The organism is Caballeronia insecticola, from assembly GCF_000402035.1.
GTDB classification, from domain to species: domain Bacteria; phylum Pseudomonadota; class Gammaproteobacteria; order Burkholderiales; family Burkholderiaceae; genus Caballeronia; species Caballeronia insecticola.
Window position 1 is genome coordinate 2,259,177 of record NC_021287.1, and the last position, 13,672, is coordinate 2,272,848.

The 13,672-nt window shown below is 63.8% G+C and carries 11 protein-coding genes; 5 read left to right on the forward strand and 6 right to left on the reverse strand.

Annotated features, from left to right (window positions below):
• Window positions 1-61: 61 nt before the first annotated feature.
• From BRPE64_RS10420 to BRPE64_RS32830, 5 genes are all read right to left on the reverse strand, one after another.
• Window positions 62-1,216: a polysaccharide biosynthesis/export family protein gene (locus BRPE64_RS10420; protein WP_016346070.1), complete on the reverse strand. Its 1,155-nt coding sequence runs from the start codon at window positions 1,214-1,216 to the stop codon at window positions 62-64.
• 50 nt (window positions 1,217-1,266) lie between these two features.
• Window positions 1,267-2,646 (reverse strand): undecaprenyl-phosphate glucose phosphotransferase, encoded by a 1,380-nt coding sequence (locus BRPE64_RS10425; RefSeq protein WP_016346071.1) that lies wholly within the window; start codon window positions 2,644-2,646, stop codon window positions 1,267-1,269.
• Between the two features lie 113 nt (window positions 2,647-2,759).
• A complete protein-coding gene (locus BRPE64_RS10430; protein ID WP_016346072.1) occupies window positions 2,760-4,289 on the reverse strand; it encodes a mannose-1-phosphate guanylyltransferase/mannose-6-phosphate isomerase in 1,530 nt (509 codons plus the stop codon).
• A gap of 133 nt (window positions 4,290-4,422) precedes the next feature.
• Complete coding sequence (locus BRPE64_RS10435; RefSeq protein WP_044042134.1) at window positions 4,423-5,424, reverse strand: GlxA family transcriptional regulator; 1,002 nt, start codon at window positions 5,422-5,424, stop codon at window positions 4,423-4,425.
• A 645-nt stretch (window positions 5,425-6,069) separates the two neighbouring features.
• On the reverse strand, window positions 6,070-6,552 hold the full coding sequence (locus BRPE64_RS32830) for a hypothetical protein (protein ID WP_144063346.1): 483 nt from the start codon (window positions 6,550-6,552) through the stop codon (window positions 6,070-6,072).
• Window positions 6,553-6,623: 71 nt separating this feature from the next.
• Here BRPE64_RS32830 and BRPE64_RS10440 point away from each other — a divergent pair, with 71 nt between their 5' ends.
• Together BRPE64_RS10440 and BRPE64_RS10445 are read left to right on the forward strand one after the other, a co-directional pair.
• Window positions 6,624-8,945: a hypothetical protein gene (locus tag BRPE64_RS10440; protein ID WP_232519178.1), complete on the forward strand. Its 2,322-nt coding sequence runs from the start codon at window positions 6,624-6,626 to the stop codon at window positions 8,943-8,945.
• A 138-nt stretch (window positions 8,946-9,083) separates the two neighbouring features.
• Window positions 9,084-9,536, forward strand: coding sequence for a GDP-mannose mannosyl hydrolase (locus BRPE64_RS10445; protein ID WP_016346076.1), 453 nt, complete (start codon window positions 9,084-9,086; stop codon window positions 9,534-9,536).
• 78 nt (window positions 9,537-9,614) lie between these two features.
• On the opposite strand, the gene galU is transcribed toward BRPE64_RS10445, so the two are convergent.
• Window positions 9,615-10,553, reverse strand: coding sequence for a UTP--glucose-1-phosphate uridylyltransferase GalU (galU, locus tag BRPE64_RS10450; RefSeq protein WP_016346077.1), 939 nt, complete (start codon window positions 10,551-10,553; stop codon window positions 9,615-9,617).
• A gap of 320 nt (window positions 10,554-10,873) precedes the next feature.
• On the opposite strand from galU, the gene BRPE64_RS10455 reads away from it, so the two are divergent.
• From BRPE64_RS10455 to BRPE64_RS10465, 3 genes are all read left to right on the forward strand, one after another.
• Complete coding sequence (locus BRPE64_RS10455) at window positions 10,874-11,968, forward strand: GlxA family transcriptional regulator (RefSeq protein ID WP_044042137.1); 1,095 nt, start codon at window positions 10,874-10,876, stop codon at window positions 11,966-11,968.
• A 37-nt stretch (window positions 11,969-12,005) separates the two neighbouring features.
• Window positions 12,006-12,593: a phosphatase PAP2 family protein gene (locus tag BRPE64_RS10460; protein ID WP_016346079.1), complete on the forward strand. Its 588-nt coding sequence runs from the start codon at window positions 12,006-12,008 to the stop codon at window positions 12,591-12,593.
• Window positions 12,594-12,741: 148 nt separating this feature from the next.
• Window positions 12,742-13,671, forward strand: coding sequence for a LysR family transcriptional regulator (locus tag BRPE64_RS10465; protein ID WP_016346080.1), 930 nt, complete (start codon window positions 12,742-12,744; stop codon window positions 13,669-13,671).
• Window position 13,672 lies beyond the last annotated feature (1 nt).

Sequence of the window (13,672 nt, forward strand, 5' to 3'; positions counted from 1 at the left end):
CTCGCTCAATCTTGAAGTCGAACAGTGTTTGCCGGCGCGCCCCCGCGCGCCGGTTACAGCATTACTTCGTCAGAACCGCCGCGGTCAGGCCCGCGTTGATCGCCGGCAAGAGCAGATTCAACACGCGCGAGAAGCGGACGAGTCCGTTGTTATCCACGTACACGACATCGTTCGGTTGCAGCTGGAAGCCGTTCGCGAGCAGCATCGACACCGGCGAACGCGCGTCGAGGTGATACACCTCGGGGTTGTCCGTCTTGCCGTTGCGGATCACGTACAACTGCTTCGGATCCGAAGTCTCGGCGTTGAAGCTGCCGGCCTGCGAGATCGCGTCCGAGAGTGTCAGCTTGCCGTTGCGCATCGGGATCACGGTGGCGGGCTTGCTCACTTCGCCCATCACGTAGACGCCGTTTTCGTCGCGCGAATCGATACGCAGCGCATCGCCCGGCTTGAGCATGATGTCCGACGGGCTGCGGCCCTTCGCCGTCATGCCGGCCATGTTGATGTGATACGTGACGCCATCGCGGATCAGCGTGACGCGGCTTTGATCCGCGGTCGCTGCGAACCCGCCCGCACGGCCGATGGCTTCGGTGAGCGTCATCGGAATGTCGTTGATCTGCTGTGCGCCGGGCGTGCGCACGTCGCCGTCGATATACACCTGCGACGCGCGGAACGATGCGACGCGCACCGTCACCTGCGGCTTCACGAAAACCTTCGAGAGCTCGTTATAAAGCTCGCGCTGCACCTGCGTTTCGGTCTTGCCGACCACATGCAGCGGACGGTTCACATACGGGAACTGGACGTTGCCGTCCGCATCCACGACGAAGCCGGGCGCGGCATCCGAGGTACGCGTCTGCTGCTGCGGCTGGCCGAGCGCGGCGACGAGTTCGGGGTGATCCCACACGGTGATCTGCAGCACGTCGCCGATACCGAGCTTGTAAGGCGTGGCCTTGCCGTACAGCGACGCGTTCGGATCGCTGGTCGCCGACGGCTGCTCGGCCTTCATCTTGCGAATGAGCGAGAGGTCGATGTTGGTGATCGGAATGCTTTGCGCGGTCGCAGGCTCGCCCTGATCGTTGGAGGTTTCCACGAGTTGCGGCGGCGACTCGAAGTGCATGCCCGGCGCGAGCCCGCAGCCGGCGAACAGTACGGTGAAGGAAGCAGCCGCAGCAAGGCTCGTGAGGCGGAAGATGCCCGACACGTTGCTATTGGCGGCCATGGAGGTGGTGCCCGGTTGTTGTTGATTGTGCATGATGGTCGTCCCCTGCATCAGTAAGCGTTGGTGTGGCGTAATCCCTTGAAGATCGTCGCGGCGATGATTCTCATATCGAGTCCGAACGACCAATTACCCAGGTAGTACAAATCGTGAGCGACGCGTCCTTCCATCTTTTCGATCCGATCCGTTTCTCCACGAAAGCCGTTGACCTGGGCCCAGCCGGTGATGCCTGGCTTGATCCGGTAACGATGGATGTACCCCGATACGACCTTCTGATACAGGTCGTCATGCTCCAGTGCGTGTGGACGCGGGCCCACGACAGACATGTCGCCGCGCAGAACGTTGAAGAACTGCGGCAGCTCATCGAGGCTGGTACGACGCAGAAATGCTCCGACACGAGTCACGCGCGGGTCGTTGCGCGTGGCCTGTTGCAGCACTCCGGCCTGTTCCGTGTGCATGCGCATCGAGCGGAACTTGTAGATGGTGAAGACGCGGCCGTCCGCGCCCTTGCGGCGTTGCGTGAAGAACACGGGGCCGCGAGAAGTCAGCTTGATTGCGAGCGCAATGCCGATCAGCAAGGGCGCGACGGCGATGATCGCGGCAAGCGCGAACACGCGGTCGAACAGCTCCTTCTGCAGCATCGCCGAGGCCGATAACGGCGAGGCGACGAGGTTGATCGCGGGCACGCCCAGCAGATCGGTCATGCCGCTTTCGAACAGCGCGAGGCTGCGCACGTCGGGAATGAAGCGCACGTTGACGAGATCGTCGCGGAACTCGTTCACGAAGCGCAGGATCATGCGCTCCTGCGACAGCGGCAGCGCGAGCCACACTTCGTGCACGTTCTGCGTGCGCACGTAGTTCACGAAGGCGTCGTAGTCTTCGAACACCGGCACGCGCGTGTTGAGGCGCATCGTTTCGGGCGATGCATTGAACGCGGCGCTCGCGCGAAAACCGGAATCGGTCGAGCGGTCGATCTTGCGGACCATCGAATCGCAATGTTTGCCGCAACCGACGATCGCCACCAGATGCAGATTCAGGCCCTTGTGGCGCATATGCGCGAGCACGGCGTGCGTGACGAGGCGTCCGGCGATCATGAGGCCGCCGGACATGGCGGTCCAGTAGGCGAACCAGAGGCGCGACACATAGTCGAGGCGATGCAGGGAGAACATCAGCGCAAGCGCGCAGCCCTGCACGACGAGCCAGCCAAGCGAGACCTGACAGGCGAGCTGCAGCTTGCTGCGGCCGCGCCAGGACTGATAGACGCCGAAGCCGGGGAAAAGCGCGAGGGAAAACGCCGCCGCGAACGCGACGAACGCGATCGAATAGGCGTGGGCCTCGATGTACTCGAACCTGATTTGCGACGCCACGGCCGCGCCCCCGACGATCATCACGACGTCGAACAGACGAGCCAGCAATCCCTGTAAATCGCGCATGTCATTCCCCCGAACGCAATCGCCTTGTACCGCCTCTTCTCGTGTCCTCCCTCGCTCGTTTACCGCCGCTGCAAAGAAGTCTTTCGCCCTGCCGTGTTCCCGTACCGTGCTTCTTAAGAGCAGCGGCCGTAGGTGTCGTCGAAGCGCACGATGTCGTCTTCGCCGAGATAGCTGCCCGACTGCACCTCGATGATTTCGAGTGGCACCTTGCCCGGATTTTCGAGGCGATGCCGCACGCCGAGCGGAATGAACGTCGATTCGTTTTCGCTCAGGAGGAACTGCTCTTCGCCGCGCGTGACGAGCGCCGTGCCGCACACGACGATCCAGTGTTCCGCGCGGTGGTGATGCATTTGCAGCGACAGCTTCGAACCCGGCGACACCACGATGCGTTTCACCTGGAAGCGCTCGCCGTGCTCGATCGAGTCATAGAAGCCCCACGGACGGCGCACCTTGCGATGCGCGTCGGCTTCGGGCGCGTGCTGCTCGCGGATGCGCGCAACCAGTCCCTTGATGTCCTGCACGCGCGAACGGTCCGCGACGAGCACGGCGTCGTCCGTCTCCACGACGATGATGTTCGTCGTGCCCACACACGCGACGAGCCGTCCGCCTTCGGAGCGCGCATAGCTCGAGGTCGCGCCTTCGAACACCACGCGGCCGCTCGCGACGTTGCCGGAGTCGTCCTTGTCCATCGCGTCCCACACGGCGTCCCACGAACCGAGATCGGACCAGCCAGCCACCAGCGGCACGACCACGCCTTCGCACGGCCTGCTCGTCGTGCCGATGTGCTCCATCACCGCGTAGTCGATCGAATCGGACGGCGCGCGGCCGAATTGCGCGGCGGCCGGACGGAAGAACTTGCCGTCGTCGTGACCGTCGGCGAGCGCCGCGCAGCACGCGGCGTGCATCTCGCCGTTGAGCTTCTGCAAGGCCGCGAGCCACACGCTCGCGCGCACGACGAAGATGCCGCTGTTCCACCAGTACGTGCCGGCGGCGACGTACTGCGCGGCAAGCTCGGCGGCCGGCTTTTCGACGAAGCGGTCGATCTGGTGCGCGCCGTCTTCCAGCGCCTCGCCCAGGCGGATGTAGCCGAAGCCGGTGTCGGGGCGCGTCGGCGGAATGCCGAGCGTCGCGATCACGCCGCGTTCCGCGTGTTCCGCCGCAATCGCAATCGCGCGATGCAGCGCGGGAATATCGGCGATGGAGTGATCGGCGGGCATCGCGACCATGATCGCGTCCTCGCCGCCCTTCATCGCGGCGAGCGCGGCGAGCGTGAGCGCGGGCGCGGTGTCACGGCGTGCGGGCTCGACGATGATGCGCGCGTTGACGCCCGCTTCCCGCGTCTGCTCTTCGGTCGTGAAGCGATGTTCCTCGCCGCACACGATGATCGGCTCGGCGGCCACCTTGAAGTCGCCTGGGAAGCCCTTCAGACGCGCCACGGTTGCCTGCAGGAGCGAATCCCGGCCGACGATGCCGATCAGCTGCTTCGGAAACTGCTCGCGCGACATCGGCCACAGGCGCGTGCCCGAGCCGCCCGCGAGAATGACGGGCACGAGCCGCCGGCACGACGCCGCCTGCACACCTTCCGATTGCGCGCTTTCCGTTCCATCCAACTGCCGACCTTCCGTGCGTGCCTCGTTCGTCATATAGGACTCCTGCCTGCCTGTTCGTCCGGCGCGGTGCATGCCGCCCGAGAATGATTAAGTGCCGAACCGTTCAGGTCCGGCCAAATGTTCGATGCTTTACGCCATATTTGTTTCGGCGACCGTCCAGACGGACTCAGCCGTTTGCTTCGCGTCTGCTCTGCGTCCGGTATTCCGTCGGAGAAATCAGGAGACGCTTGCGGAAAATCTTGGCGAGCCGGTCGCCGTTGCCCATGCCGCTTCTGCGCGCGATCTTGTCGACCGGCAGTTCCGAATCCGTCAGAAGCGCGCAGGTCACGGCAAGACGCGCCTGCAGCAGGTAATCGGATGGCGTGATGCCCATCTCGATCTTGAAGCGGCGCAGAAAATTGCGTTCGCTCATGGCGGCCACCTGCGCCGCATCGACGACGGAAATCGGCCGTTCGCAGTTGTCCTGCAGCCAGCGCGCCGCCGCGCGGATCTTGTCGCCGGCCGAGGCCGCGCCGCTGTCGCCGAGAATCGACACGAGCTTCGCGGCAGAGCCGGGCATCAGGCGTTCGGCGACACTGCGCGACACGTCGATGCCGAGATCGCGCTTCACGATCAAGAGCGCGCCCTTCATCGATTCGTAGCGGTCGCCCGCATCGCCCGACTGCTCCTCGCGCACGAGATGGATCATCGCCGTGCCGTAGCGCGCCTGCGCTTCCTGCGCCTGACCGATACCGGCCGCGTCCAGCACCTTGCGGCCCTCGGAGATGGCGCGCACGACCGTGGTCTTGGTCTGCACGCGGCGCACCCATTCGATGATGCGGTCGTCCTTCGCGGCATCTTCCGCGCCGCGGCCGCCGGCGACGAAGAGCGCGTCGAAGCCGCCGTAGTGGCGTGCATCGAGCCCGTCGGTCCATACACGCACCGACGACGAGCAGGCAACATTGCCGCCTTCGACGGAGAGAAAGCGCACGTCGTAGGTGCAGTCCGCACGGGACTTCGCCGACGACAGCTCGTTCGCCATATGGAAGACCTCCGCGACGATCCCTGCCCCGAGCAGGGAAAAACCGTCGAACAACAAAATCGCGATGCGGCGGACCTCGGTCTGGGAGGCTCTCGTCGCGGGGGGCATCCAACCCATGACTGCGGGTTCGAGATTGGCGTAAGGCATGGTCATCCTCTGCAGCTTTGTTTCCAAGGAGGTGCGGAAGAGTTCTCGGCCATTGCGGCGCATCAATGGAGTTTCCCGAACTACGCCGGGTTGCCGTGACCGATTGGAACGAACTGATGGCGGAATCCATCCGCTGGCTTGAATAATAAGCAGACAAACATTTTTGTGCTCTAGATTTTCGCGCTTAAACCACAAATTCTGTTCCGCTATGAGGGTGAGCGCACATTGATATCCTTCCCCAAATTTCTTACACGCCGGTTTTCAAAGAACGGTGAAACAAAAGGCCGGATTTGTCATACAAACTTTTATGTCCGGGCTTAGTTGAATTCGAATCCTTCTCTGCCCCATCGGACACCCATACGGCCGCAGAGCCCCGAGCCACGGCCCTGTTTGGCTTGCGGGACGCCAGCGCAAGTCGGTCAGATCAAAAAAACTGATTCAACTTTGAAACATCGGATGCTGTCCGGGCGATCGCGCGTTTCACGAGAATCGGAAAATTTTGGTTGTTACGCAGCCCGAATGCGCTTCTTCTAATAGATACTCCGCATGCCGCTTTATAACCGCAATTACTCCGCCTGTTAATCCGCGCGCATTTTCTATTTGCCAGATTTTATTAAAGCGGCGGACTCTGGATTAATCGCCGATCTATTTATTCAGCGACATAATCCAGGTGTTTTCATATGAGGTTTCATGCTGCGCCGCAAGAGACACCCGGCGCCGTCGACGCAGCGTGCGCGCCGGGTTCGGGCTGCGGACGCGTCCGCCATCGACTAGCGTTTTGCGGCGGCGCACGCTTTGACGCTTTATTTCGGTCCGGCAATTGAAAGCTTTGGTAATAGTCGGTTGAATGCGGCTGGTTTCGCGTGCTGCCGCTTCGAACCGGGGGCGCAAATTTCGCGCAACGGCGATGCTCGTGGATCGGTCAGGATTTCCGCTGCCGCCGGAGTTGCACCGGTCGCGATGATCGAGCGCGCGTGTTTCACTCCTGATATTCGATGTGCGCCCACGCACGCGGCGCGTCTCGAAAGTGTTCACATTCGCAACGCGGATAGCCGCATGCAGCAATGTTCCGAAGAAGCATGTGCGCGCGTGCGCGCGCGCACGGTCGCGCGGGCGCGCAGGCATCATCGTGTGCGCTTGGCGTCCGCAGCGGCGCCCTTCACCACATTCAGCACCCAGCACGCACGCGTCCCTACACGATGAACCGAACCTCCGCTTCGCGTTCCACCGCCGATAGCCGTACGCTCCGCATGCGCCGCACGCGCGTCGTCTCCGTGTTCGTCGCTGCGTGGCTCGCGATGTCCGGCTGCGACAAAGCCGCCTCCGACGATACCGTCAACGCACGCACCGCCGCCGGCGCGGGATCGCAAGGCGCTTCGGGCGCGTTCGCGAGCGGCGGCATCAACTGGATTCCGTGCGCGGCCGAATACGGCACCTGCACGTTCAGCGGCAGCGCGCGCGTGCTGTACGGCACGCCCACGCTGCACGCGATCAAGATCTTCGACCGTCAGGCGCGCTGCGACAACAGCGTGTTCGACGATCCGGCGCCGGGCGTCGAGAAGCATTGCTGGTATGCGAGCAGCGGCGCGGTGAAGATTCCGCCGGTCGCACTGGACGGCGCAAGCTCCAACGCAAAGCCCGGAGCGAAGCCGGGCGCAAAACCGGGTGCAAAGCGCGCGGCGCTCGTGAGCGTTGCCGAACCCGATGCCACCGATACGCCGCCCATGCGTTGCAGCGCGCCGTCGCCGGCGGTCGCGGCGAAGGACAGCGGCGACGCCATCGAAGCCGACACGCCCGGCAGCGACGGCACGCGCATGTTCGCGCTCGACGTGCCGGTGCGCGTCGCGATCACGACGCGCGCGAAGACTGCCGACACCGTCGAATGGCGGATCCGCGATGCGTGGAACGCGGTGAAGGCAAGCGGCCGCTTTCCGGTGCAGGCGCGGCCCGGCACCTACACGCTCGCTTGCACGTCGGGCGCGGCGGGTTACTTCTCGGTCGGCGCGTCGCTCGTCTCGGGCAAGAGCGTGCTGCCCATGCGCGGCACGCGGCCCGCGGGCATCGCGACCTTCGGCGTGCTGCCGGATGTCGCTTCGGCGCTGCCGCCCGTCACGTATGCGCATCCGGATCAGCATCGGTTCGGCGGACAGGGCGCCGCCTATCTGAAGCCGGGCGAAGACTGCTGCTCCGGCGACGGCTATCGTCCGCTCTATACGGATCTCGGCCTCACCTGGGTCAACGACAACCGCAACTGGTACATGACCGAGGAAAAAGGTCCGAACACCTTCAATGCCTCCGCCGACAACCTGTCCGCCTTCTTCAAGCCGGGCGATCTGCTGCGCCTCATTCAACTCGACGGCATTCCCGCGTGGGCGAGCCCGACCAAAGAACGCACGCACAGCTGGGCGCCCGTTTCGCTCGATGCCTATAGCGCCTATATGAAGCGCGTCGGCGAGGAATCGAACACGGTGCGCAAGACCTGGTTTCCGCGGCAAACGCATAACTACTATCAGGTGACGTGGGAGCCGGACTACGAAGGCGGCCTGCCCTGGAAGGACACGGATGCGAATCTCGTCGCGCTGTACAAAGCGACCCACGACGCGATTCACGCGGGCGACCCGAACGCCGTCGTGATGGGCCTCACGCTCTCGAATCTCGCCTCGAACGCGAAATGGCTGCGGCGTCTCGCGCCGCTCGGCATCGGCAAGTATCTGGATGGCGTGAGCGCGCACGGCTATTACGATGTCGGCACGTCGCCGTCGCATCCGCCGGAACGCTTCGACGCCGATCCGTCGACGTCCGCGAAAGCGATGCCCGCGATGATGCGCGACCTGCGCCGCGCGATGACCGAAAGCGTCAAGCCAGGCGCTAAGCTGTTCGTCACCGAGACGGGCGTGAGCTACGACATCGGCAGCAAGTACGGGCCGAACTCGCCGAACTGGAACGTGCTGTACGCGCAGGGCGCGGTCGTGTCGCGCGCACATCTGATCCTGCTCGGCGAAGGCGCGGACGTGAGCTTCGTGTTCTATTCCGCCGATATCCCCAACGAAACCGGTTACGGCGTCTTCTTCGATCTCGTCAATCCGCAAGGCGGCTTCGGGCAGAAGCAGATCAGCCCGAAGCCCGCCGCGATGGCGGTCGCCGCGATGACACGCATCATCGACGGCACGACAACGTTAGGCTACGTCAACGGCACGCCCAAAGGCGTCTACGCCTATGCGTTCCAGCGCCTGAACGGCGGCAAGGTCGTGACCGCGCTATGGACGCACGACAACGCGGTGTGGCCGGGCGCGAACGGCTTCGATGCGGCGCATGCGGTGAACTACAGTCTGCCCGTCGATGCGCCGACCAAGTCCGGCTCGGTCACCGTCTTCGACATGATGGGCAATGCATCCGCCGTGCAATACAGCGACGGCCGCGTGCCGCTCGTGCTGACCGAAGCACCCGTCTACGTCGTGTCCGACAACGCGGACATGATGCGCGCCAACGTGACGAAACCCGCCGGTTACGTGGGCCAGTGACGACGTGCGGCACATGGCCCGCACGGACGGTCTTTAGGCGTATTTAGCCAGTGCCTCGTGCGCCTGTCGTCTGCCTGCGCGCGCTACACTCGATTCGCGCTGAACGTGTGGATCGGGAGCGCAACCTACGGAGCGACGATGCTGAGCGAGGCGGATTTTCTGACGGTGGTGCGGCTCACGCCGCTCGTGTCGATCGATCTGATCGTCACCGACGGCAACCGGCGCATCCTGCTCGGTCACCGGCGTAACCGGCCGGCGCGCGGAACCTGGTTCGTGCCGGGCGGACGCATCGCTAAGAACGAATCGCTCGATGCCGCATTCAAGCGCGTCGTCAACAGCGAACTCGGCGTCGCGGGTATGGAGCGGTCCGCGTCGCGCTTCTTCGGCGTGTACGAACATCATTACGACGACAACTTCGCCGGTACAGAAGATGTCGGCACGCATTACATCGTGCTCGCCTATGCGATGACACTGAGCGGCACGGTGCCCATCGGCCGATTCGATCAGCACAGCGAATATCAATGGCTGCTGCCCGACGAGCTGCTCGCGCGCGACGACGTGCACGAGAACACCAAAGCCTACTTCCGATAAAACGGGCGCCCAAAAGGCAAACGGCGCACATCGCTGCGCGCCGCCCGCCCTCCCGCCAAGAAACTTTTCGCCGCGAACTTATGCCGTCTGTTCGGGCAACTCGAGCGGCGGCTCTTGCACGTCTTGCGCCGCTTGTGCCTCTTCCTTCGCTCCAAAATGCGCGCGCAGATAGCGCTCGAAATCGTCGCGCACTTCGGGATGACGCAGCGCGAATTCCACCGTCGCCTTCAGATAGCCCAGCTTGCTGCCGCAATCGAAGCGCTTCCCACGATAACGGAACGCCAGCACCTGTTCTTGAGCGAGCAACGCGGCAATCGCGTCGGTCAGCTGAATTTCGCCGCCCGCGCCGGGCTTTTGCTTGCGCAGGAAATCGAAGACGCGCGGCATCAGCACATAGCGTCCGACCACGCCGAAGTTCGACGGCGCAAGTGCCGGTTCGGGCTTCTCCACCACACGCGAGAGCTTGAAGAGACCGTCGTCCCACGGCTTGCCTTCGATCACGCCATACGAGCGCGAATCCTGCCGGTCGATTTCCTCCACGCCGATCACGGACGAATGGTAGTGATCGAACACGCTCACCATCTGCGAGAGCACGGGCGGCTCGCCATCGAGCAGATCGTCGGCGAGCACCACGGCGAACGGCTCGCTGCCGACGAGCTTCTCCGCGCACAGCACGGCGTGTCCGAGACCCAGCGCTTCGGCCTGCCGCACGTAGATGCAGTTGACATGGCTCGGCTTGATGCTGCGCACGAGGTCGAGCAGCTTCTGTTTGCCGCGCGCTTCGAGCTCGGCTTCGATCTCGTAGGACTTGTCGAAATGATCTTCGATCGCGCGCTTGCTGCGCCCGGTGACGAAGATCATCTCGGTGATGCCCGCGGCCATCGCCTCTTCGACCGCATATTGGATCAGCGGCTTGTCCACGACCGGCAGCATCTCCTTCGGGCTTGCCTTGGTCGCCGGAAGGAATCGCGTGCCGAGACCCGCGACCGGGAACACCGCCTTGCGTACTTTTAGCATCGGCTCACCTCGTTCGATGTTGGCGAGGCACGCACGACGCGTCGTGGAGCGTTCGTGGCACGCCTCTTCTTGTTGGTTCGCGTCGCCGTTTTGTCAGACGACAGGAATAAGGTGAGCTTATTCCTCGAATATCGAAATCATCTGCCAACAGTTCGTCATTTTCAGACTCGCCGTGTGGCGAATGTTGGGTGCCGCGTATAGTGCGACGCATGTGAGCTCACTTTCCCGCCAATGATGTTCCTTCGCGGAGTCTGGCAACTTCGTTGCATGGACCGGTGCAGACGCCCGATGCGTCCGCGCGGGTCGACAGGGAGAAGTCGATGGTATATGCCAATGGGATGGGCCGGCTTCAGGTCGTGCGAGCAGTCGCGCCCGACACGCCGCCCGCCGACGTGGCCGGCACGGCAAGGCGGATCGGCATACTGATCTTCGAGGATTTTTCGCTCGTCGAAGTCAGTTCGATCTCCGAGGTCTTTGCACTCGCCAATCAGGTTCGTCTGCCCGCGGATGCTGGCCAACGCACTGAAGCGCCCAACTATTCGCTGCTATTTTTGTCGAGTGAAGGCGGCAGCGTGGCGAGCAGTTGCTCGATGCGCATCTGGACCGAAAGCCTGGAAACGCGCTGGATGAACGAGTGCGATGCGCTCTTCATCGCGGGCGGCGATGGCGCTCGGCGCGCGCGTCACGACGTGATGCTGCGAAAGCGTCTCGGGCGTGTGGCGCCGAAGATTCCGTTCATCAAGGCGATCGGCGAAGGCGCGCAGATTCTTGCCGCGGCGAATCTGAGCGTGCAGAACCGCTCGCTCGATTTCGCCGAGGAGCCCGCGACGCCCGCGCTGTTTGCGGCGCAAGCGTCGGCGCATCTGCCGAGTCATTTGCCGGCGGTATCGAACCCGCTGTTTATCGCCGAGCAGACTTTGACGCTCGACGATCCGAAGGGTCCGATCGCGGCGGCGCTGTCGATCGTCAAGCGCGATTACGGCGCGGTCGTGGCGCGCGAGGTGTCGGAGCGTTCGATTCCGGGCGCATGGCAAAAGCTCGCCACCGTGCTCGACGATACCGAGAGCGGCGGCGTGCGGCAGAAGATCGAGACGGCGGCGCGCTGGATTCGCGAAAACTACGTGCGGCCGATTTCGATCACGGATGCAGCACGCGTCGCCGCGATGAGCGAACGCAATTTCCTGCGCCGCTTCAAGGCGCAGATCGGGCTGACGCCATCGGAATATTTATTGCGTGCGAGACTCGATGCAAGCTGCATGCTGCTCGCCGCAACCGATCTGCCGGTGGACAAGATCGCGCGCCGTTGCGGTGCGGGCAGCGGCGACGGACTCGCGAAGATTTTTCGCAAGCGGCTGTCGATTTCGCCGACCGAGTACCGGATGGCGGGCCGCCGGAAGCAGGACGACAGTTCGTAAGCGGGTTCGCCCGCAAGACTGCCTATAACGGATACGTATGGAAACACGGGTACTCTGGACACTTTCGAATCTCGGCGACGCGGCGCTCCTGCTGCCGCTCGCGCTCGTCTGCGCGCTGTGGCTGCGCTCGGTCGACATGCGGCTCGCCGTGCGCTGGGCCGTGCTGCTGACGGCGGGCATGGGCCTCGTCGGACTGTCGAAGATTCTGTACGCCGGCTGCGGCGTCGAAATTCCCGCCATCCAGTTCCGCATGATCAGCGGCCACACCATGCTCGCGGCGTCCATCTATACGGTGGCGGGTGGACTGCTGTTCGGCGGCTTCGGCGGCGGGTGGTACAGGCTGGGCGCGCTGGGCGGTCTCGCGCTCGCGGCGGCGATCGGTGCAAGCCGCATCATGCAGGACGCCCACACGCCCGCCGAAGTGGTCGCGGGCTGGCTGCTCGGCGCGGCCATCGCCGCTCTGCTGCTGCTGCGCGTCTTCGACAAGCCGCGCAAGATGCCGCGCGCGCTCGTCGCGGGCGTCGGGCTGCTCGCCGTCTCGTCCATCGCTTACGGCCATCACGCGCCGTTCCAGCGCATGATCGAGCACTATTCCTGGTGGCTCTGCCAGGGACTCGGACTCTGAAACACGGTCGGGCCTTCGCTTTTTCCGCAGCGCCGCGCGCGTTCCAGCGCGTGCGCGGGCGATCTTAAGTATGATCGTCGCTTGAAAAAGCAGGCTCAACCATCGCGCGCGCCCATGCAGCCGCGCATCACGTTTCCGGACCCCGAGCATGGATCGCTTCCTTGCAATGAAAGTCTTCGCGCGGGTCGTCGAGGCGGGCAGTTTCTCCAAAGCCGCCGACGCCCTGCGCCTGCCTCCCGCCAGCGTCTCGCGCACGCTTCAGGCGCTCGAAGCCCATCTGGGCGCGCGTCTCATCAACCGCACGACGCGCAGCATCAGCATCACCGAGGACGGTGAGGCTTACTACGACCGCTGCGTGCGCGTGCTGGGCGAAGTGGACGACATGGAAGCATCGCTATCGCATTCGAAGCTGAGTCCGAAAGGCAACGTGAAAGTCAGCCTGCCGCAGGTGATGGCGAAAAATACGATCATCCCCGCGCTGCCCGAATTCTTCGCGGCGTATCCGGACATCGGCGTCGAGCTGGTGCTGACGGACCGGCAAGTGGATCTCGTCGAGGAAGCGGTCGATTGCGTCGTGCGCGTGGGCGCGGTCGGCGATGTCGGGCTGGTGGCCAAGCGCATCGGCGCGTATACGCAGATCACGTGCGCATCGCCGGGATATATCGAGCAGCACGGCGAGCCCAAGACACTCGATGAACTCGACCAGCATCTCGCCGTCGGCTATGTGCTCAACAAGTCGGGGCGCGTGCGCAATTGGGAATTTGTCATCGATGGCGAAACGCGCGTCATCGCGATGAAGCACAAGATCGCGGTCAACGACGGCGATTCGTATATCGCCGCCGGCGTTTCCGGACTCGGCCTGATCCAGAGTTCGAGCTACACGCTCGATCCGCTCGTGAAGAGCGGCGCGCTCAGGGAAGTGCTGATGGAGTACCCGTCGTATCCGCGCGTGGTGTCGGTGCTGTATGCGTCCAACCGGCATCAGCCGCGGCGCGTGCGCGTGTTCATCGACTGGGTCGCGGAACTCTACGCGCGGCTGCCGACGTTTCAGGGAAGCGGTAACGGCAAGCCGAAGTGAG

What these genes read in the sequence shown, in the direction of transcription:
- BRPE64_RS10420 (WP_016346070.1), bottom strand. Translation starts at nt 1,216, where the DNA reads ATGGCCGCCAATAGCAACGTGTCGGGCATCTTCCGCCTCACGAGCCTT.
- BRPE64_RS10425 (WP_016346071.1), bottom strand. Translation starts at nt 2,646, where the DNA reads ATGCGCGATTTACAGGGATTGCTGGCTCGTCTGTTCGACGTCGTGATG.
- BRPE64_RS10430 (WP_016346072.1), bottom strand. Translation starts at nt 4,289, where the DNA reads ATGACGAACGAGGCACGCACGGAAGGTCGGCAGTTGGATGGAACGGAA.
- BRPE64_RS10435 (WP_044042134.1), bottom strand. Translation starts at nt 5,424, where the DNA reads ATGCCTTACGCCAATCTCGAACCCGCAGTCATGGGTTGGATGCCCCCC.
- BRPE64_RS32830 (WP_144063346.1), bottom strand. Translation starts at nt 6,552, where the DNA reads ATGATGCCTGCGCGCCCGCGCGACCGTGCGCGCGCGCACGCGCGCACA.
- BRPE64_RS10440 (WP_232519178.1), top strand. Translation starts at nt 6,624, where the DNA reads ATGAACCGAACCTCCGCTTCGCGTTCCACCGCCGATAGCCGTACGCTC.
- BRPE64_RS10445 (WP_016346076.1), top strand. Translation starts at nt 9,084, where the DNA reads ATGCTGAGCGAGGCGGATTTTCTGACGGTGGTGCGGCTCACGCCGCTC.
- galU (WP_016346077.1), bottom strand. Translation starts at nt 10,553, where the DNA reads ATGCTAAAAGTACGCAAGGCGGTGTTCCCGGTCGCGGGTCTCGGCACG.
- BRPE64_RS10455 (WP_044042137.1), top strand. Translation starts at nt 10,874, where the DNA reads ATGGTATATGCCAATGGGATGGGCCGGCTTCAGGTCGTGCGAGCAGTC.
- BRPE64_RS10460 (WP_016346079.1), top strand. Translation starts at nt 12,006, where the DNA reads ATGGAAACACGGGTACTCTGGACACTTTCGAATCTCGGCGACGCGGCG.
- BRPE64_RS10465 (WP_016346080.1), top strand. Translation starts at nt 12,742, where the DNA reads ATGGATCGCTTCCTTGCAATGAAAGTCTTCGCGCGGGTCGTCGAGGCG.